This is a genomic window from Kitasatospora sp. NPDC048296 (assembly GCF_043201815.1).
Classification (GTDB): Bacteria; Actinomycetota; Actinomycetes; order Streptomycetales; family Streptomycetaceae; genus Kitasatospora.
The window spans coordinates 1-18998 of record NZ_JBICZB010000083.1 but is presented as its reverse complement, the minus strand read 5'-3'; the positions used below and the strand labels follow the sequence as shown (position 1 = coordinate 18998).

At 76.0% G+C, this 18998-nt stretch carries 14 protein-coding genes; 4 read left to right on the top strand and 10 right to left on the bottom strand.

Annotated features, from left to right (window positions below):
* Positions 1-132 precede the first annotated feature (132 nt).
* The 4 genes from ACGF12_RS32870 to ACGF12_RS32855 form a co-directional block, all read right to left on the bottom strand.
* On the bottom strand, positions 133-1077 hold the full coding sequence (locus tag ACGF12_RS32870; RefSeq protein WP_393038311.1) for a hypothetical protein: 945 nt from the start codon (positions 1075-1077) through the stop codon (positions 133-135).
* Positions 1078-1286: 209 nt separating this feature from the next.
* The gene (locus tag ACGF12_RS32865) at positions 1287-2288 is read right to left on the bottom strand and encodes an N-acetylmuramoyl-L-alanine amidase (RefSeq protein ID WP_393038308.1); all 1002 of its coding nucleotides are present in this window, start codon (positions 2286-2288) and stop codon (positions 1287-1289) included.
* Positions 2289-2295: 7 nt separating this feature from the next.
* On the bottom strand, positions 2296-3564 hold the full coding sequence (locus tag ACGF12_RS32860; protein ID WP_393038305.1) for a hypothetical protein: 1269 nt from the start codon (positions 3562-3564) through the stop codon (positions 2296-2298).
* 177 nt (positions 3565-3741) lie between these two features.
* Positions 3742-4395 carry a class I SAM-dependent methyltransferase gene (locus tag ACGF12_RS32855; RefSeq protein ID WP_393038302.1) on the bottom strand — a complete coding sequence of 218 codons (654 nt, stop codon included), beginning with the start codon at positions 4393-4395 and terminating at the stop codon, positions 3742-3744.
* 345 nt (positions 4396-4740) lie between these two features.
* On the opposite strand from ACGF12_RS32855, the gene ACGF12_RS32850 reads away from it, so the two are divergent.
* Positions 4741-5823, top strand: coding sequence for a Zn-dependent alcohol dehydrogenase (locus ACGF12_RS32850; protein WP_393038299.1), 1083 nt, complete (start codon positions 4741-4743; stop codon positions 5821-5823).
* A gap of 185 nt (positions 5824-6008) precedes the next feature.
* Here ACGF12_RS32850 and ACGF12_RS32845 read toward each other — a convergent pair whose 3' ends face one another.
* The 6 genes from ACGF12_RS32845 to lanL form a co-directional block, all read right to left on the bottom strand.
* The gene (locus tag ACGF12_RS32845; protein ID WP_393038297.1) at positions 6009-6182 is read right to left on the bottom strand and encodes a hypothetical protein; all 174 of its coding nucleotides are present in this window, start codon (positions 6180-6182) and stop codon (positions 6009-6011) included.
* Between the two features lie 163 nt (positions 6183-6345).
* Positions 6346-8025: an ATP-binding cassette domain-containing protein gene (locus tag ACGF12_RS32840; protein WP_393038294.1), complete on the bottom strand. Its 1680-nt coding sequence runs from the start codon at positions 8023-8025 to the stop codon at positions 6346-6348.
* Between the two features lie 413 nt (positions 8026-8438).
* Positions 8439-10094: an ATP-binding cassette domain-containing protein gene (locus ACGF12_RS32835; RefSeq protein WP_393038291.1), complete on the bottom strand. Its 1656-nt coding sequence runs from the start codon at positions 10092-10094 to the stop codon at positions 8439-8441.
* 158 nt (positions 10095-10252) lie between these two features.
* Entirely contained in the window at positions 10253-10396 is a 144-nt protein-coding gene (locus ACGF12_RS32830; RefSeq protein WP_157882160.1) for a VenA family class IV lanthipeptide, read from the bottom strand.
* A gap of 175 nt (positions 10397-10571) precedes the next feature.
* Positions 10572-12644 (bottom strand): alpha/beta hydrolase family protein, encoded by a 2073-nt coding sequence (locus ACGF12_RS32825; RefSeq protein WP_393038287.1) that lies wholly within the window; start codon positions 12642-12644, stop codon positions 10572-10574.
* Positions 12641-15589, bottom strand: a complete 2949-nt coding sequence (lanL, locus tag ACGF12_RS32820) for a class IV lanthionine synthetase LanL (RefSeq protein WP_393038284.1) — start codon at positions 15587-15589, stop codon at positions 12641-12643. The genes ACGF12_RS32825 and lanL overlap by 4 nt, the downstream gene beginning before the upstream one ends.
* A 536-nt stretch (positions 15590-16125) precedes the next feature.
* On the opposite strand from lanL, the gene ACGF12_RS32815 reads away from it, so the two are divergent.
* From ACGF12_RS32815 to ACGF12_RS32805, 3 genes are read left to right on the top strand one after another with little or no spacing between them, the layout of a single operon-like run.
* Positions 16126-16962: a Nif3-like dinuclear metal center hexameric protein gene (locus tag ACGF12_RS32815; protein WP_393038281.1), complete on the top strand. Its 837-nt coding sequence runs from the start codon at positions 16126-16128 to the stop codon at positions 16960-16962.
* 23 nt (positions 16963-16985) lie between these two features.
* Positions 16986-17729: a zinc ribbon domain-containing protein gene (locus tag ACGF12_RS32810; protein ID WP_393038279.1), complete on the top strand. Its 744-nt coding sequence runs from the start codon at positions 16986-16988 to the stop codon at positions 17727-17729.
* Positions 17730-17733: 4 nt separating this feature from the next.
* Positions 17734-18867, top strand: a complete 1134-nt coding sequence (locus ACGF12_RS32805; protein ID WP_393038276.1) for a bifunctional RNase H/acid phosphatase — start codon at positions 17734-17736, stop codon at positions 18865-18867.
* Positions 18868-18998 lie beyond the last annotated feature (131 nt).

The following is an 18998-nucleotide window of genomic DNA, read 5'->3' as shown; positions in this document are numbered from 1 at the left end:
AGGGGCGCGGGGGGGTTGGGGCCCGCGTGTGGGGGTGGTGGGCCCCCCCCGCGCCTCCCTGCTTTGGGGGGGCCGGGGGGGGGGGGGGCGGGGGGGGCCCCCCCCCCCCCCCTTCCGCGTACGTGGCGGGCGTCAGCCGCGCTGGAGGCCCGAGGTGTCGGTCAGCAGGCCCTGGGTGCCGTCCGGCAGCTGCGCGACCAGCGCGGCGCCGCGCTGCTCGACGGCCAGGTACCAGGTGCCCGGCACGACCTCGCCGACCGGGGCGCCGGCCGGGTTGTCCTTCGGGGCCAGCTGGCGCGGGGCCGGGACGGCGAACCAGTACGGCTGGAAGTCCGCCGCCGGGGCGGCCGGCTGCTGGGCGGCCGGGGTCGGCTGCGGGGCGGGGACGGCGGCGTCCTGCGGCTGACCGGCCACCGGCTGACCCGGCAGCGGCTGACCGGGCTGGCCCGGCTGCGGCTGGCCGGCGCCCGGGTAGCCGTAACCGCCGGCCGGCTGGCCGCCGAAGGCCGGGTCGTGGCCCTGGGCCGGGTAGCCGTACTGGCCGGGCTGACCGGGCGCGCCCGGGTGACCGGGCTGGCCCGGCATCGGGTACCCGCCCTGGTACGGGGCGGCCGGACGGTCGGTGACCAGCGGGGCCTTCAGCGCGGGCACCAGCGGGCTCGCGGCGGCCGCACCGGCCAGCACGATCAGCGAGATGAGGCCGAGCCAGGCGCCGAAGCCGTGGCTGATGCTGCTGCCGGACGGGCCGCCGCCCAGCGACCAGATCGAGGTCCACAGCGCCGCCACGGCGAACGCGATGCCCCACTGGTCCAGCCGCAGGCCGAGCACCTGACGGTTGGCCGCACCCGGACCCTGGAAACGCTGCACCAGGATCAGCACGGCGGCGACGATGCCCAGGAGGTAGATCGAGGGCAGGATGGGGAACAGCTCAGTGCTCCACGCGTTCTGCGAGGCATCGGGCCCGCAGTACCGGCCCACGCAACTCACGGTCCAGTAGGGCAGGAAGGAGGCGATGAAGAGCAGGACCGCCGCGCCTGCGACGGCGGCGTCTCCCCTGGTGAGAGCGCGCAGATTCACTTACGTTCCCCTCGTTGACGTTTCGTGGACGGTGATTCGTGCGGTCGGGCTGACCGGCCGAAACTCCCGAACGGACCAGAAGCCTAGGGCCAACCGTCCTGCCGGTGCACGGCGGGACCGGGAATGGGTCGAAGTCGTTGCAAACCGTGCGGGCCGGGCGGAGCGTCGTCCACCAGGCCCGCCCGCCCCAACTCCCTTGCCGGGCCCGCTCAGTGCGCGGTCAGGAACGCGGTCAGCGCGTCGGCGATCCCCTGGGCCGCCTGCTGGCGCCACTGAGGGTCCGTCATCCGCCCGGCGTCCGCGGAGTTGCGCATGTTACCGCACTCGATGAACACCTTGGGGACCGCGGAGAGGTTGAGGCCGCCCAGGTCGGAGCGGGTGTCCAGGCCCTGGTCGGCGATGTAGTCGGCGTACGGCTCGCCGGTCGCGGCGTGGAAGTGGTCGCGCAGCAGCAGGCCGAGCCGGTGCGAGGGTTCGACGATCGCGGAGTTGTCCGCCTTACCGGCGACCACCTTGGCGGGCATGATCACGTGGAAGCCGCTGCCGCTCGCCGGGCCGCCGTCGCCGTGCACCGAGACCGCGACGTCGGCGTGCGCGTCGGCGCCCGCCCTCGCCCGCTCGTCGACGCACGGGCCCCAGGCGCGGTCGCCGTCCTGCACCAGCACCACCTTGGCGCCCCGGGCGGTCAGCAGGGCGCGGGCCCGGCGGGAGACGTCCAGGGTGTAGTCGGCCTCGGTGTAGCCGGAGTTGGTCTCGGTGCCGGTGGTGTCGCACTCCTTGTGGGCGTTGCCGATGTCCACCTGACGGTTGATCTCGGTGGGGTGGGAGAAGTTGCCGGGGTTGTGGCCGGGATCCAGCACGACGGTGCGGCCGGTCAGGTCGGCGGTGCCTCCGGGGGGTGCGGTGGGGCTCGCGGACGGTGTGCCGGCGGGCGCTCCGGACGGTGTTCCGGCGGGCGCGGGTGTTTCCGTGGGAGTCGCCGTCCCGGTGGGCGTGCCGCCGGTCGGCGGGGCCTCGGGGGTGGCGGGGGCCGTGGTGGCGGACCGGACGGCGCCGGGCGGCGTGGCCGTGGCAGCCGCCGGGGCGGAGTCGTCCAGGGCCCGCCAGCCCAACCAGCCCGCCGCGCAGAGCGGGACGACCGCGGCCACCACCGTGGTGGCGCGCAGCAGGGCGGAACGGCGGCGGGGCGGTGGGGAGGTGGGGCCGGTCACGGGTGGGTCAGATCCTGTCCTGGGTCCGTGCGGTGAGGCCGTAGCCGCCCGCGATCGGGTTCCACTTGGTCATGAAGTCCGTCTTCGCCTGGGTGGCCTGCGGGTTGAGTTCGTCCGCGTGCGTCTTGTCCGCGGTGGTCGGGGCCTTGCCGGAGCAGCCCTGCTTGGCGACGGCGCGCGCCCAGCTCGCGTACGCCCGGTCGATGTCGGCGGACAGCTGCCAGGCGGACTTCAGCGAGTTCACCGCGTCCGCGCCGCCCGGCACGTCCGTCATGCTCAGCTTGGCGAGCTTGGTCAGCAGCCCGTCGCGCTGCTTGGCGCCGTTGTCGAACGTCTGGGCCGCGCTCTCGATGTCGGCCTTGGACGGGCAGCTGCTCACCTTGGCGACGGCGCTGCCGATCGGGGCCTTGGCGTTCTCGCCCTCGCTGAGCAGGCCGTCCAGCGCCTGCGCCTGGGACTGGGCGTTGGGGCCGGGGACGGTCGCGGTCGGGGACGGGGTCCCGTCGGCCGGGGTGCTCGGGGCGGCGCCCGGCGCGGCGTCCGTCCCGGTCGGCGCCGGGGCGGGCTGCGGGTTGCCGGAGCCGGTCGCGGGCGCGGCCGTCGGGGCGGGCGCGGCCTGGCCGCTCTTGTCGTCGCCGCTCTGGGTCGCGTACAGCAGGCCGCCGCCGACCGCCAGCACCAGGAGCAGCGCGAAGCCGATCAGCAGCGGGGCCTTGCCCTTGCCCGGGCGCTCCTGCTCCTGCTCGTCGTCGACCGGGTAGTGGGTCGGGTAGTCCGGCTGGGCCCCGTACGGGGACTGCGGCGGCGCGGCCGCCGGGGGCGGCGGCGGGTAGACGTAGCCGGGGCCGGGGGTCGTCGGCGCTCCCTGCGGTCCCCGGTCCTGCGGGGTCGCGTGGGAGGGGAACGGCGTGGCGGCGGGCTGGGGCGGCGGGACGACGGTGGGGAAGGCGGCGGTGGGTGCCCCCGGGCCCGGGGCGGGCGCGGGGGGCGGGGGCGGGCCGAAGCCGGGCGCGGTGGCCAGGTACGGGCGGGCGCCCAGCGGCGGGCCCTGGTCGCCGACGGCGCCCGCGGTGGGGGGCGGGGCGACCGGGCCGGGCGCCGGGGGTTGTGCGCCGGGGGCGGGCGGGGCCGGCTGGGCGCTCTGGGTGGGCGGGGCCGGCTGGGCGGCGGGTGCGGGCTCGGCGTCCTGCCGCTGCGGATTGCGGACCCAGCCGCCCACGCCGCCGCGCGCGGTCGGGTCCCAGACCGCCGGAGCGGTGTTCTGCTGGTCCGTCATGTGCCGCTGGCCCCCACCGTCCGCCGATGCTCTGCCTGGTGCTGTTACCTCGTGCGCTGCCTGGTGCTGCCCGGTGCAGCCGCCTGGTGCTGCGCGGACACCGTACCGTTCGAACCCCCGGCCGACAGTCCCGGCACGACGTTAGAGCATCCGTACCGGGCCGCGGGCGCGATCAGCTCAGGCGGCGGCGCGGCGCAGGACGCGCAGCGAGCCGGTCACCGAGACCTCCTCGAAGCCCTCGGCCAGTGCCCGCAGGTACACCCGGTACGGGGCCTGGCCGCCGTCCGCAGGGTCCGGAAACACGTCGTGCACCACCAGCAGGCCCTCGGGCGCCAGGTGCGGCACCCAGCCCTCGTAGTCGCCGGTGGCGTGCTCGTCGGTGTGTCCGCCGTCGATGAACACCAGGCCCAGCGGCCGGCCCCACAGCGCGGCGATCCGCGGCGAGCGGCCGACCAGCGCGACCACGTGGTCCTCCAGCCCGGCGGCGTGCAGGGTGCGGCGGAAGCGGGGCAGGGTGTCCATCAGCCCGACCTCCGGATCCACCAGGGTCTTGTCGTGGTACTCCCAGCCGGGCTGCTGCTCCTCCGAGCCGCGGTGGTGGTCCACGGTTAGCGCGACCGTCCCGGCCTCGCGGGCCGCCGCGGCCAGCAGGATCGCCGAGCGGCCGCAGTAGGTGCCGATCTCCAGCACCGGCAGGCCGGTGAGCCGGGCCGCGGCCACCGCCGCCGCGTACAGCGCGAGGCCCTCGTCCACCGGCATGAACCCGGTGGCCGCCTCGAACGCCGCCAGCACCTCGGGCGCCGGGCGGGCGCTCTCCAGCAGGTCGGACATGCGGTGCTCCTCGGGTTCGGTACGGCTTCGGTACGGCGGACGGACGTGCTCGGACCCTACTCGACGGTAGCGGCGGGCGGGAGCGGGGGCCGGGCGGCGGTCGGTCGGGCCTCGGCGCGCTCGACCAGGGCGATCCGTAGGTGGGCCGGCGGGCGGGTCAGCGGGTGGGAGGCGTCCGTGTGCCCACTGCCTGTTCTGGAACGCGTTCTAGTCCAGCCCGGCCGCCCGTGCCAGAATCGGGCCGATCGCCGTTCGGAGCGAGTCGTTCGGAGCGAGTCGTTCGGAGCGAGTTGTCAGATCGAGTTGGTCAGACCGAGGCACACGAGGCACACCGGGAGCAGCCCCATGCGCGCAGCCGTCCTGCACAAGACCGGCCAGGACACCCTCGACGTCCGCGAGGACGTCACGACGGTCGGCTTCGGACCGGGCACCGTGCGGGTCCGGATGCGCGCCGCCAGCCTGTGCCACTCCGATCTCTCCGCGATGAGCGGCGTCCTGCCGCAGCCCGCGCCGTTCGTCCCCGGGCACGAGGGCGCCGGGGACGTCGTCGAGGTCGGCGAGGGTGTCACCGGCGTCGCGCCCGGGGACCGCGTGGTGCTCTGCTGGATGGCCCCCTGCGGTCGCTGCGCCCACTGCGAGCAGGGCCGCGGCCACCTGTGCGTCGCCAGCCTGCGGCGGCTCGGCGTCCCCGGCTTCCGGCTGGCGCAGGACGGTACGGAGGCCTCCGGCTTCTACGGCACCGGGGCCTTCGCCGAGGAGGTCGTGGTCGCCGCCGACGCCGTGATCAAGGTGCCGGCCGACCTGCCGTACGAGGCCGCCGCGCTGATCGGCTGCGGGGTGACCACGGGCATCGGCGCCGCGGTCAACACCGCGAAGGTCGAGCCCGGCGCCTCCGTCGCCGTGATCGGCGCGGGCGGCGTCGGAGTGGCCACCGTCCAGGGCGCCCGGGTCTGCGGCGCCGCCCGGATCACCGTCGTCGACCCGGTCGTCTCGCGCCGCGAGCGCGCGCTCGCCTTCGGTGCCACCGAGGCGATCGCGCCGGAGGAGCTGAAGGCTGTCGCCAAGGGCCTGCCGGGCGGCGGCTTCGACTACGTCTTCGAGGCGGTCGGCCGCTCCGCCACCGTCCGGGCCGGCTACGACGCGGCCCGGCGCGGCGGCGCCCTGGTCGTCATCGGGGCGGGCGCGCAGGACGACCGCGCGCAGTTCACCATGGGCGAGCTGTTCTTCAACGAGAAGCGCCTGCTGCCCTCGCTGTACGGCGGGGCGCCGGTCGCCCGCACCATCGGGCTGATCGTGGACCTCTGGCGGGCCGGGCGGATCGACCTCGACGGGATGATCACGCACCGGGTCGGGCTGGCGGACGTGAACGAGGCGATCGCGCAGATGCGCAGCGGCGAGGCGCTGCGGACGGTGGTCTCGCTGGGGTGACGGCGTTTCGGCGGTGACGTTTCGGCGCGTCGGTGCTTCGGCGCGTCGGTGTGGCGGCGTTTCGGCGCGGCGGCGTTTCGGTGCGGCGACGCTTCGGTGACGACGCGCGAGGGCCCGCCGGTGTGTTTCCGGCGGGCCCTCGTCGTGGTGTCTCCCTGGGGTTTTCCCCTGGCTCAGGTCTGTCCTCAGGCCTGAGCGCCGGCCGCGCGGTGGCGGCCGTGCGGGTCGGAACGAGGAGTTTCGTCGGCCGCGGACGCGCCGCGGTGGCGGCCGTGCGTCGCGGTGTCCTCGGCCGTCTTCTCGTCGGCGTCGGTCCCGTTGGTCGCGGGTCCGGTGGTGTCGGTGAGGGTGTCGGGCATGAGAATCGTCTTCCGTGCGAGGGTGCAGGTCATCGGCGCCCGTCCGGCGCCTGCGGCGCACGGTCGGGTCCCCGATCGGGCGCTCGGTACGCGCCCACAGCCGGTGATCGCGGCCCGTGCCCCGGCCACCATAACGGCCGGGACGGACGAGATCCTATCGAGATCATGACGCGAGTCCCGCGCCGAGCCAGTGTCCGACCAGCTCCCGGTAGAGCGGTGACAACACCTGCAGGTCCCCGTGCCGGGCGAGCACGCCCCGGCCACCGTCCAACAGCAGCACCCGGTCCGCCCGCAACGCCGAACTGATCCGGTGGGCGATCACCACCAGCGTCCCGTGCCGCGCGGCGAAGGCCCGTTCCACCCGCTCCTCGGCCGCGGCGTCCAGATGGCAGGTCGCCTCGTCCAGCACCACCAGTGACGCGGGCGACAGGTACGTCCGCACCAGTGCGATCAACTGGCGCTCACCCGCCGACAGTTCACCCGGATCGCGCAGCGTGCCGTGCAGCCCGCCCAGCCGCTCCACCAACTCCCCGGCGCCCAGCAGCTCCACCGCCTCGGCCAGCCGCTCGTCGCTGCTGCCCGGGGCGAGCCAGGCGAGGTTCTCCCGTACCGGCCCCGGAAACACATACGCCTCCTGCGGCAACAGCGAGGCCGGCGGCGCTGTCACCGTCCCCGCCGTCGGCACCACCAGCCCGGCCAACAGCGCCGCCAGCGTCGACTTCCCGGTCCCGCTCGGCCCCACGACGGCGACGTGCTCCCCGGGGCGGAACACGGCGTCGAGCCCGTCGAGCACGGGGGCGGCGGTGAAGCCGTGCGCATACCGAACGCCGTACAGCCGCACCTCCCCGGCGGGCGGCGGTGGGGCTTCGGGTACGGCGCCCTCCGCGCCTGCGGCTTGCGCGCCGGGTGCCCGGCCGGCACCGCGCCGCCCGTCCGCGCCCGTCCTCGCACCGGACGGGTCGCCGTCGGCCGTGACCGTCGCCAGACGGTCCAGCACGACAGCGAGGTTGAGCAGCCAGCCGCCGACCGTACCGGCCAAGGTCCGTACGGCCGGGTCGAGTTGTTGCAGCAGGTAGGTGGCGACGCCGAGCAGCTCGCCCGCGGTCAGCGCCTCGTGCGCGAGCAGCCACGGTGCCGCCGCGAGGACGGCCAGGACCGGCAGCCGTCCGCCGAGCGCCACGACGAGCGCACGCAGGGCCGAGGCCCGGCCCAGCGCCCGGGAGGCGGCCGCGCTCTCCTGTGCGGCCTCGGTCAGCGCCCGGGCGACCTCCTGCCCGGTGCCCGTCGCCTGGACATCGCGCAGCCCGTGAAGGGTTCGTCCGGCGTCGGCGGCGAGCCGCTCCTCCGCCAGCACGGCCGCCCTCCGCCGGGACACCATCGGGCGCAGCAGCCGGACGAACAGCACCCCGGCCGCCGACAGCGGCAGCAGCACCAACGGCAGGACGGCGGGCGCCAGCAGCGTCAGCCCGATCAGGGCGGCGACCAGTGTGACCCCCACCCCGCGCAGGGTGCGGAGCAACGTCGCGGTCAACTGCCGCGCGGACTCGACCTGCTCGGTGAGCCTGGCGACCTCGGCCGGATCCGCCGAGGGGCGCGCGAGCGCACTGCGGACCACCTGCTCGACCAGCGCGTCCCGCAGCGGCTCCACCACCCCCGCGAGGTACGGGAACCCGGCCCGCGCCGCGTACGCCCGAACCCCCATCGCCGCCCCGAACCCCGCCAGCCAGGCCACCCCGACTGCCGGCCGCCCGGCCAGGAACCCCTGATCGACCGCGGCCGAGACGAACAACCCGGAGAGCAGCGGCGGCAGCGCCTCCAGCCCGGACCACAGGAGCAGCCGCACCAACGCCCTCCGGGTGCTCCCCAACTGCCGGAACAGCAACCCCCACCCCGGCCCCCCGAACCCCGAGACCCGCCGCCTCCGCCGCCCACCCGGAGCCTGAACGGCCCGCTGCCGCGTGAGAAGTCGGCCGCGCCGACTTCTCACGCGGGCGCGCGCGGCTGGGGAGCGCGCTGAGGCGGGGCTCTGTGGAGTGCGGAGTCGGCCGTGACGACCTTTCGCGTGGGAGCTCACTGGATCTGCTGTGGTGGGTTGCATGGGTGGTCGGTTCAGCCGGCCTTCCGTGTGGTCGGGTTGTTCGGGTCGCATGGGAAGTCGATCTGGCCGACTTCCCATGGAGGTGGGTGTGTGCGGTCCGGGGTGCCTCTCCGCTCGGGCCGACTTTCTGTGCGGCCTCGGCAGCGGCGGGCCCGGGGTCAGGCCGTGGCGGCGCTCAGTGCCGTGTCGGACAGGGCCGCGCGGTAGTCGGGGTGGGGGAGGAGGGTGGTGTGGGGGGCCAGGGCGCGGAGGTGGCCGGCGTCGAGCCAGGCGACGAGGTCGGCGCGGGCGGCGACGGTGGCGCGGTGGGCGATGACGAGGCGGGTGCGGCCGTGGGTGGCGCGGTCGAGGGCCTGGGTGACCTGGTACTCGGTGGCGAGGTCCAGGCCGGAGGTGGCGTCGTCGAGGATGACGACCCGGGTGGGGCGGGCCAGGAGGCGGGCGAGACCGAGGCGTTGCAGTTCGCCACCGGAGAGGTGGAGGTCGTCCAGCGGGGTGTCCCACCCCTGGGGAAGCCGTTGCAGGAAGCCGTCCGCCCGGGCGGACGCCGCCTCGGCCGGGCCGGCTCCGCCCAGCGCGTCGCGGACGGTACGGCCGACCAGTGACGGACGGGCGAAGGCGTAGCCGACCGCCTGCCGCAGCTCGGCGGCCGACAGGGCGCCCACCGGGACGCCGTCGATCAGTACGGTGCCCTCGTCCGGGTCGCGCAGCCGTCCGGGCAGGGCGGCCAGCAGCGACTTGCCGGAGCCGGAGCGTCCTACCAGGGCGACCGTACGGCCGCCGGGGACGGTGAGGTCGAGCGGCCCGAGCAGCACCCGGTCGCCGTCGCGCACCACCACGCCCCGCAGCGAGACCTCCCCGGGCCCGCCCGCCGGGAGCGCCGCCGTACCGATCGGCGCGGGCGCGAGGGCCAGCAGGTCGTCCACCCGGGCCTGTCCGGCGCGCGCGTGCGCGACCCCGACGAGCGCCTCGACCTGCTCGAACAGCCCCGCGCCCAGCGCCGCCCAGCCCGCCGCCGCGGCGAGCGCGCCGGGGGCGAGGGCGCCGTCCGCGAGCAGAGTGCCGGCGGTGGTGAGCACCGCGACCTCGACCAGGGCGATCAGCGCGGTCGCCTGCCAGGCGGTGCGCCGCTGCGCCGCCCAGAGCGCGTGCCCGGCCGCGGAGAGTTCCGGCAGTGGCGCCAACACCCGTGCGGACTCGCGCTGTTCGGCACGTGCGGCGTGAATGCTGCGCAGTCCGGCGAGGGCGCCGCTGAGCCGGGCGGCGATCTCGGCCTGGACCTCCTGGTAGCGGGCGAAGGCCGGCCGGGCCTGGCGTAGGAAGAGCCGGATCAGCAGCACACCGGGCACCACGCCCGCGAAGAAGGCCAGTGCCAGCCACGGCGACAGCACCGCGAGCCCGAGGATCGCGCCCACCGAGGTGAGCAGCGCCGTGGCGGCGCCGAGGGCGGCGGGCAGCCGGCCGCCCGCGTCGCCCGCCGAGCCCAGCAGTCGGGCGGCGAGGTCGCCGGGAGGCGGTCCGCCGTGCAGTCGGCCGCCCGGCCCGAGGGCGAGCAGGTGGCGGACCAGACGTCCGCGCAGGGCCGCGGTGGCCTCGGCCGAGCAGGCCGGTCCGGCGGCCGCGGCGGTGGCGTCGGCGGCGGCCGCAGCGCCCAGGGTGCCGGCGAGCAGCGCGAAGGCGCCGGGCCCGGACCGGTGGCCGAGGACGGCGTCGACGGCTCCGGCGAGTACGGCCGGCAGCGCGAGGGTGGTGGCGGCCCCGACCGGCAGGGCGATGCCCAGGGCGAGGGTCCATCCGGTGGGGAGGTGGGGCAAGTCATGGCTCCCGTCGGTGAATCGGGAAGTCAACGGAAGGGGAAGTCGGCCGGAGGGGAAGTCAGCCGGAGTGGACCGAGGAAGACGGGGGTGCCGCCCCCGCCTGTCCGGACAGGCGGGGACGGCACCCGCGGGCTACCGCCTGGTCAGCCGATGGCTCAGCTGTTGGTGAAGATCAGGCAGGTCAGGATGAGACAGGTGTACTGGCAGCCGCTGCCGTGGCCGGTCAGCTCGACGGACTCGGTCTCCGGCAGGTCCTGCAGAGCCGCGAGATCGGTCTCGAAGTCCACCATGTTCTCCATGATCGGGTCCTCCCCTTGGGTTCACGCCCGCCGCGATCTGCCTGCGGGCGTCGGGTGTCGCCCCCCGGGCGGCCTCCATCCGCCGCACCGGGGGTGGTGCCCCGGACCGCTGTGGGTCCGGGAGTCTGTGGGAAGCCGGGGTCGGTCCGGCGTCGGGATCGGTCCGGCGTCGGGATCAGCCCGGCCGGCCGGTCCGCAGGAAGGCGGCCAGCAGCTCGTGCAGCACGGCGGCGCCCTCCTCGGCGAGCACCTCGTGCCCGGATCCGGCCGCCTCGACGTACCGGAAGTCCGCGCCCTCGACCCGGCCGATCCGCAGCAACTCGTGCCGCAGTGACCGGGATTGGCTGACCGGTACGACCTCGTCCCGGTTGCCGTGCACCACCAGCAGTGGCGCGCTCAGCCGGGGCGCCAGCTGGAGGACGTCGCGCGGGCCGCGGGCGTCGGCGATCGGCTCGCCGCCGCCCAGTCGGGTGGTCAACGCCCGTACGGGGGGCGCCGCTTCGGCCAGCAGTCGGGCGCCGGACAGGAACGGCGCGACCACCGCGCAGCGGGCGACCTGCTCGGCCGGCGCGTGCGCGGCCGCCAGCAGCGCCAGGAATGCGCCATAACTGACGCCGAACAGTGCGGGCGGTTCCAGGCCGAGCGCCGCGCGCTGGCCGGCGATGCCGTCCAGCAGGTACAGCACGTCGTCCAGGTCGGGTCCGCCCCAGGCGCCCCGGATGGCCAGCGCGTGCGGTACCCCGTAGCCGGTGGAGCCGCGTTGGTTGGGCGCGACCACCGCCAGGCCTTCGGCGGCCATCCGTTGCAGCGCCGGGTCGAACTCCAGCCGCCAGGCGTCCGCCGGGCCGCCGTGCAGCGCCAGCACCAGGTGCGGGCTGCTCAGCCAGGCGTCCCCGCCGTACACCACGGCCTCCAACGGGCCTGCCGGGCCCGCCAGTTCGAGGCTCTGCGCGGGCTGCCAGCGGCTGCCGTCGCCGGGCGGCGTGCTGCCGTCGAGGCGCCAGCCGACGGGCGGGGTGCGGGCGGCGCGCAGCCCGCCGGGCTGCCAGGGCAGGACGGTGTCCCGCCACGGGCCGGGCAACCCCGAACTCAGCGGCGCGAGTTGGAGCGGCAGCGGCACGGGGCTGGAGCCGGCCGGGACCGGGCCGTGCGCCAGCAGTGCGTCCACGTCCAGGGTGGCCAGTGCCGCCGGGTGGTCGGGCGAGGAGTAGGGGAGTCGCAGCCCCGCCTCGCTCCAGTGTCCGACCGCGCCGAGCCGCCCGGGCGGCACCGGCAGCGGGTCCAGCCGGCCGACGCCGGGCCGCCAAAGGGCGAGCGCCGACCCGGCGCCGTGGTCGATCTGCACGGCTACCCGGGGGCCGTCCGCCGCCTGCCGCAGTGCGACCGGCCGCAGGAACATGCCCGCGACGTGCAGGCATTCCGGGAACCGCAGCGGTTCGCCGCCGCCCAGGACGCCCCAGCCGAGCCGGTCGGTGCCGGGCGCGTCGCTGCGCACCATCGCGAAGCGGGTGTCCGGGTCGAACAGCACCAGCCGGTCGTTGCTGCGCTCGCCGACCTCCAGCAGCGGGGTGGTGGTCCCGCTGCGCAGGTCCAGTACGACGGTGCGGACCAGTCCGCCGGCCACCCGGTCCAGCGCGAGCAGCGCGCCCGCGTGGTCCAGCCAGGCGCCGCCGCCGTGCAGGCCGGGGATCTCGGCGAGCTGCTCGGGCTGGCTGCCGTCCGCCCGGACCATCCAGACGGTGGTCGCCGGACGGGTGTCCGTGCCGAGCGCGAGCGCCACCGGGGTGCGCGGGCCGGCGTGGGGTGGCGCCGGGAGCGGCAGTAGGCGCAGACCGGGCATCCGGAACGCTGCCAACTGCTGTTCCACGGCGGTGTTTTCGCCATGCGTGCCAGGCGAGCCAGGAAAGCCGGACGGGCCGGACGGGCCTGGCGGGCCGGATGAGTCGTGCGAGCCGGAAGGGCCGGGCGAGAGGCGGACCAGGTCGTGCCGCTCGCCGTCGTGCCGGCAGATCAGCGCCGAGCCGTCGGGCAGCGCGACCAGCTGTGAGCGCAGGTTCTCCGAGCGGTTGCCGGACAGCGGCAGCGCGGTCGGTACGGCCGGTTCGCCGTTCGACGGAAGTCGCCAACTCTCCACGTACCAGCCGCTGTCGGCGGCCGCGGCGAGGCAGGCCGCATGGCTGCCGTCGGCGGCGAAGGTGAAGCTGAGGCGCCGCAGGGCCTGGGTGGTGGTGCGGGTGGCCACGTTCATGCCTCGCTCACCCCGCCTGTGCCGGAGGGGAGTCGACGTTCCACGGGCGGGACCGGGTCGAGCCAGAGCCGGGGGCCGCCGTGACGCAGTCGGAGCAGGAAGGCCAGCGGGCCCGCGGTGCCGGTGCCGTAGGCGGTGGCGCAGCCGGTACCGGTCTCGTCGGGGAGCGTCAGCAGGCCGTCGCGCAGGGCGGCCCGGGAGGCGATCAGCTGCGCCAACTCATCGGCGCCGGTGCGGAATTCGGGATCGGTGGTGGCCTCGGCGAGGTCCAGCAGGTACTCGCCGTCGCCGGCCAGCCCGTGGCAGGCGCTCACCCCGCTGTGCCAGCGGCCGGCCAGCACGGCCCGCCCGGCGGCGCGGGCGAGGTCGAGGGTGGCGGGCTCGCCGGTGGCCCGCCAGAGCCGGAGCAGGAAGCTGCCCGCGCCGGAGGAGCCGCTGCACCAGTGGGAGAGTCGGATGTGCTCGGGGTCGGCCGCGCTCTGCGGCCACCAGGCGGTCCGCCGGTCGGAGCCCCACCGTACGGTCGCGGCGAGCGTCCGCCCGGCGTCGACGGCGGCGGCCAGTGCGTCGGTGGCGAGAGTGTCGGTGGCGAGAGTGCCGGAGCTGGGAGGGCCGTCGCGCAGGTCATCGACGGTGAGAGCTTCGGCGACGGCGAGGAGGAAGGCGCCCACGCCCGCCACCCCGTGCGCGAAACCGAGATGGGTGATCCCCGCGAGCGCCGAGCCGAAGTCCGCCGGCACCGGCCAGACCGTCCCGTACGGCTCCTGCCGCGCGGCGGCGAGCAGGGTTCGGGCGCAGCCGGCGGCCCGGGAAAGGAAGCCGTCGCCGAAACCGCCGCCGAAGTCCTCGCCGAAGTCCTCGTCGAAGTTCTCGGCGGCGAAGCGCAGTTGGGCGAAGCCCGCGCCTGCCGCGCCGTGGCACACGTCGGGGTTGGGCCATTCGACGGCGACCCGGCGGGCGAGCGTGGCGGCCCGCTCGGCCAACCCGGCGTCGCCGAGTGCGCGGGCGGCGTCCAGCAGCGCCCACGCCGTGCCCGACCGCCCGAAGTGCAACCCGGGCAGCACCACCGGTTCGGCCGCGACGCGCCGCTCGATCCAGTTCGCGGCGGTACGGGCCGTGCGCGCGGCCTGCGCCCGGACGTCCTCCGGCAGCCCGTCGGCCGTCACGGCCCGTGCCAGGACGGCGAGCACACCGGCCGCGCCGTGCTGGACGTTGCACGGGTCCGTCCGTTCCCCGGCGGGGACGACGGGCCAGAGCCGGTCGGCCCGCTCGGGCGTCGCGGTGGCGGTGAGGTGTCGCAGGCCGTCGCACAGCAGCCGGTCGAGTGGCAGCCGGTCGAGTGGCGGGCCGTCGCCGCTCCGCACCGTGGTGACCGCGCCCTGCCGGGCGGCGGCCGCATGCCACAGCGGACTGACGGTGACCGAAGCGACGCCACCCAGCTCGGCCCGAGCCCTCGCCACCCCCCACCGCTGCCCCGGTTCATCCGCCCGCAGCCCCAGCACCACCGGCGCCAGCCGCCGCGCCGTCGCACCCGTGCGGGCCGCGAGGGCGAGCCAGCGCCCGAGGCGCTCGGCGACCGGACGGGCCTGCGGCGGATCCTCCGGCAGGTCCTCCGGCAGCAGCGGGTCGTGCCCGGTCGCGAGCAGGAAGAACAGCCCGCCGAGCGCGTACAGGTCGACGGCCGGGTCGGCGATGCAGGAGCCGGCCAGGGCCAGTCGCCCCTGCTCCGGGGCCCGGTAGCCGGGGGTGCCCGCCGAGCCGGCCCGGTGGCCGGTCTCGGCGGCGAGTTCGAGGTCGACCAGCCGCAGGCCGCCGTCCGGGCGGACCATCACATTGCCGGGGGAGAGGTCGCGCAGCACCAGCCCCTGGGCGTGCACCCGCTCGACCAGGTCGAGCAGCCCGTGCACCACCGGCTCGGCCTCGGCCCAGTCCACGTCCGGGCTGCCGTCGCGGCGCAGCCGGGCGGCGACCCAGGCACCCAACGGCTGTCCGGCGATTCGTTCCTGCACCAGGAAGACGGAGTCGTCCTGCTCGATCAGTTCGACGGCGCGCGGCGCCAGTTCCTGCCCGTCCAGTCGGGCGAGCAGCGCGGCCTCGTGCCGCAGCGCGTCGCGGGCGTCCGTCCCGGCGCGGTCGACCTCGATGTGCGCGCGGGCCTGCTTGACCACGACCTCCGCGCCGCCGGCCGCCTCCCGCCCGAGGAACACGCCCCCCTTCGCGCCGTGCCGTACGGCGGCGGTCACCGCGTACCGCCCGGCCAGCAGCACCCCGCCCCTGCGCCGCCCGGCGGTGGGAGCGGAGAACGGGTCCCGCACCCACCCCGGCGCCCGGTACGACCCCCCGCGCACGTCCTCGGCCCGCTCCCCGCCGGGCCCGCGCAGCACGGACCGGTACTCCCCGTCGTTGCCCAGCTCCGCCCGCGACGCGAACGCGCCGTACCGGTAGTGCACCCGGCTGCCCGGCCGGTACGGCCGGTCCGACAGCACCACCGGCCCCGGCAGCCCGGCCGTGGCCCGGTCCAGCTCGGCCGCCAGCCGCTGGAACTGCGCATCGTCCGCCGGGTAGACGGTGATGAACTTGCCCGCCGAGCCCCGGTCGCTGTTACGGGAGTTGAGCTCGCGCAGGCGCTCCTCCCCGGCGGCGAACTTGAAGTCGCACGGGTCGGCGGCGAGCACCCGCACCACCGCTGCGAGCACCTCCCCGCCCACCACCGACGCCGCGCTGACGTGGAGCTTCCAGCCCTGCTCCGGTAGGGGCGATGACGCGGACGGCCTGGCCGTGCACCAGAAGCCGCCGACGGTGACGTCCCAGTCGCCGTCGCCTCCCCGGCCTCCGGCACCGGCCAGCGCCGCCCGCGTCGTCTCCGGCCACGAACCGGCCGCACCCGGCTCGCGCCCCGCCGACCCCCGGCCCCCGGCCGTACGCAGCGATGTGCCCGCCGCCATTCGCCACCACATCCCTTCGTCTCGACCGCCGTGTCCGGGTGCTACTGCTCGGCACCCGGACACGGCGGCACGGCCTGATCGGTTTCCTCGGAAGGAGCGGGAGTGCCGCTCCGGCGCGGGAGTCCTCACCCGGACCTCCGACTCACCGGTCGGGGCTACTGCCGGGGCAACTCCCGTTCGCAGGACTGAAGTTAGTTTCGAGAAATCCGGCGGCTCAACGCAGAGCCGGTCACTTCACTCGTAAGGGTGATCCAGGGGCGGTTTCGAATTCGTACGAGAACCCTGCTGTGAGTAACGGGCGTGGGGCGCGCGGGAGTGCGCGGCCCGCGCGGGGCGCATCCGACGCCTCCGTCGCAGGTTGACGCGCATCCGTGCGCCCACGGCACCCGCGTCCGAACACCCCGGGCGGTGACGTCCGAACACCCCGGGCGGTGACGTCCGAACACCCCGGGCGGCTACGCCCGGACACCCGAGGACGCCGCCCCCCCCGAACGGCCGAGGCCCGACCGCCCCCGCGCGCACGGTAGTCTCGACAGGTGCCGAAACTGTCCGACGTCATCACCGCGCTCGAAGAGGTCTACCCTCCGCAGTGGGCGGAGTCCTGGGACGCCGTCGGCCTGGTCTGCGGAGACCCTCAGGCCGAGGTCAGCCGCGTGCTGTTCGCCGTCGACCCCGTCCAGGCGGTCGTCGACGAGGCCGTGGAGTGGGGCGCCGACCTCGTCGTCACCCACCACCCCCTCTACCTGCGCGGCACCACCAGCGTCGCCGCCACCACCTTCAAGGGCCGGGTGGTGCACACGCTGATCACCAACGGCATCGCGCTGCACGTCGCCCACACCAACGCCGACCACGCCGACCCCGGCGTCTCGGACGCGCTCGCCGAGGCGGTCGGCCTGCGGGTCACCGGCCCGCTGGTGCCGGACCCGACCGATCCGCTGGGCCGCCGCGGCACCGGCCGGATCGGCCTGCTGGAGCCCCCGCTGACCCTGTCCGCCTTCGCCGCGCAGGTCGCCACGGGCCTGCCCGCCACCGCCGCCGGGGTGCGCGTCTCCGGCGACCCGAACCGGCTGGTCAGCCGGGTCGCGGTGTGCGGCGGCTCGGGCGACAGCCTCTTCGCCGACGTACGGGCGGCCGGCGTGGACGCCTACGTGACCGCCGACCTGCGCCACCACCCGGCGTCCGAGGCCGCCGAGGCCGCGCCCGTCGCGCTGATCGACGCCGCCCACTGGGCCACCGAGTGGCCCTGGCTCGCGCTGGCCGAGCGCGCCCTGCGGGGCGCCGCCGACGAGCGCGGCTGGGCCGTGGAGACCAAGGTCTCCCACCGGGTCACCGACCCGTGGACCGCGCACGCCCCCATGTCCTTCACCGCCTGACCCGATTCACAGGAGCTTTCCGCTTGAACGCCGCGCCCGCCGACCAGATCCGCCTGCTCGACCTCCAGGCCATCGACTCGAAGCTCGACCAGCTGGCCCACCGGCGCCGGAGCCTGCCGGAGCACGCCGAGATCGAGAAGGCCACCGCCGACCACACCGCCCTCAAGGACCTCGTCGTCGCCGCCGAGGCCCAGAAGGGCGACACCGCCCGCGAGCTGACCAAGGCCGAGCAGGACGTCGAGCAGGTCCGCTCCCGCGCCGCCCGCAACCAGCAGCGCCTGGACTCCGGCGCGATCACCTCGCCGAAGGACCTGGAGAACCTCCAGCACGAGATCGGCTCGCTGGCCAAGCGCCAGGGCGACCTGGAGGAGGTCGTGCTGGAGATCATGGAGCGCCAGGAGACCGCCAAGGCCCGGGTCGAGGAGTTGAGCGCCCGCCTGGAGCACTCCACCGTCGTCCTCACCGAGGCCCAGGGCCGCCGCGACGCCGCCTTCGCCGAGATCGACGGCGAGGCCGAGAAGGTCAAGCGCGACCGCGAGACCGTGGCCGCCGTCATCCCCGCCGACCTGCTGAAGGTCTACACCAAGCTGCGCGAGACCCAGGGCGGCGTCGGCGCGGCCCGTCTCTACCAGCGCCGCTGCGAGGGCTGCCGCACCGAGTTCTCGATCACCGAGCTGAACGCCATCAAGGCCGAGCCGGCCGACAAGGTCGTCCGCTGCGAGAACTGCTCGCGGATCCTGGTCCGCACCGCCGACTCGGGCGTCTGAGCCGGTGACGGCGCGCTTCATCGTCGAGGCCGACGGCGGGTCCCGGGGCAACCCGGGGCCGGCCGGTTACGGCGCGGTGGTCCGGGACGGCGACACCGGGCAGATCGTCGCGGAAGCCGCCGAGTTCATCGGCCACGCCACCAACAACGTGGCCGAGTACCGGGGCCTGATCGCCGGCCTCGCAGCGGCCCGCGAGCTCGACCCGGACGCCTCGGTGGACGTCCGGATGGACTCCAAGCTGGTCGTCGAGCAGATGTCCGGGCGCTGGAAGATCAAGCACCCCGACATGCGGCCGCTCGCCGCCGAGGCGCGCACGCTCTTCCCGGGCGGCCGGGTCACCTACACCTGGATCCCGCGTGAGCGGAACAAGGACGCCGACCGGCTGGCCAACGAGGCCATGGACGCCGGCCAGGCGGGCCGCCGGTGGGAGCCGAAGGCCAAGGCCGTGGTCGCCGACGAGCCGCCGCTGGAGACCCCCGCCCCGAAGGCCGGCTGGGCCGCCCCCGCCGACCTCGGCACCCCCACCACCTTCGTCCTGCTGCGCCACGGCGAGACCCCGCTCACCCCGGAGAAGCGCTTCTCCGGCAGCGGCGGCACCGACCCGGAGCTCTCCGACAAGGGCCGCTGGCAGGCCGAACGGGCCGCCGAGGCGCTGGCCGCGCGCGGCAGCATCCAGGCGGTCGTGGCCTCCCCGATGCGCCGCACCCGGCAGACCGCCGAGACCGTCGCCGCCCGGCTCGGCCTGGAGGTCCGGATCGAGGACGGGCTGCGCGAGGTCGACTTCGGCGACTGGGAGGGCCTGACCTTCGCCGAGGTCCAGGAGCGCTACCCGGACGACCTGTCGGCGTGGCTCGGCTCCGCCAAGGCCAAGCCGACCGGCAGCGGCGAGAGCTTCACCACGCTCACCCACCGGGCCGGCGTCGCCCGGGACAAGATCCTCGCCCGGTACGCGGGGAAGACCGTGCTGGTGGTCTCGCACGTCAGCCCGATCAAGACCCTGGTCCGGCTGGCGCTCGGCGCCCCGCCGGACTCGATGTACCGGATGGAGCTGTCCGCCGCCTCGATCTGTGCCGTCCAGTACTACGCCGACGGCAACGCCTCGCTGCGGCTGCTCAACGACACCTCGCACCTGCGCTGACGTCGGTGGTCGGGGGGGGCCCCCGGGCCCCCCCCCCCCCCCCAGTTGCCGTGCGGGTGCACCACCGGCCCCGGGCCCCGGGTGGGCGCCCGGGCCCCCCCCGCCCCCGCGACCCCGGGGGCCCCCCACCC

Excerpts from the sequence above, each read along its gene's own strand:
- ACGF12_RS32860 (WP_393038305.1), bottom strand. The coding sequence starts at position 3,564 with ATGACGGACCAGCAGAACACCGCTCCGGCGGTCTGGGACCCGACCGCG.
- ACGF12_RS32855 (WP_393038302.1), bottom strand. The coding sequence starts at position 4,395 with ATGTCCGACCTGCTGGAGAGCGCCCGCCCGGCGCCCGAGGTGCTGGCG.
- ACGF12_RS32850 (WP_393038299.1), top strand. The coding sequence starts at position 4,741 with ATGCGCGCAGCCGTCCTGCACAAGACCGGCCAGGACACCCTCGACGTC.
- ACGF12_RS32845 (WP_393038297.1), bottom strand. The coding sequence starts at position 6,182 with ATGCCCGACACCCTCACCGACACCACCGGACCCGCGACCAACGGGACC.
- ACGF12_RS32830 (WP_157882160.1), bottom strand. The coding sequence starts at position 10,396 with ATGGAGAACATGGTGGACTTCGAGACCGATCTCGCGGCTCTGCAGGAC.
- ACGF12_RS32825 (WP_393038287.1), bottom strand. The coding sequence starts at position 12,644 with ATGAACGTGGCCACCCGCACCACCACCCAGGCCCTGCGGCGCCTCAGC.
- lanL (WP_393038284.1), bottom strand. The coding sequence starts at position 15,589 with ATGGCGGCGGGCACATCGCTGCGTACGGCCGGGGGCCGGGGGTCGGCG.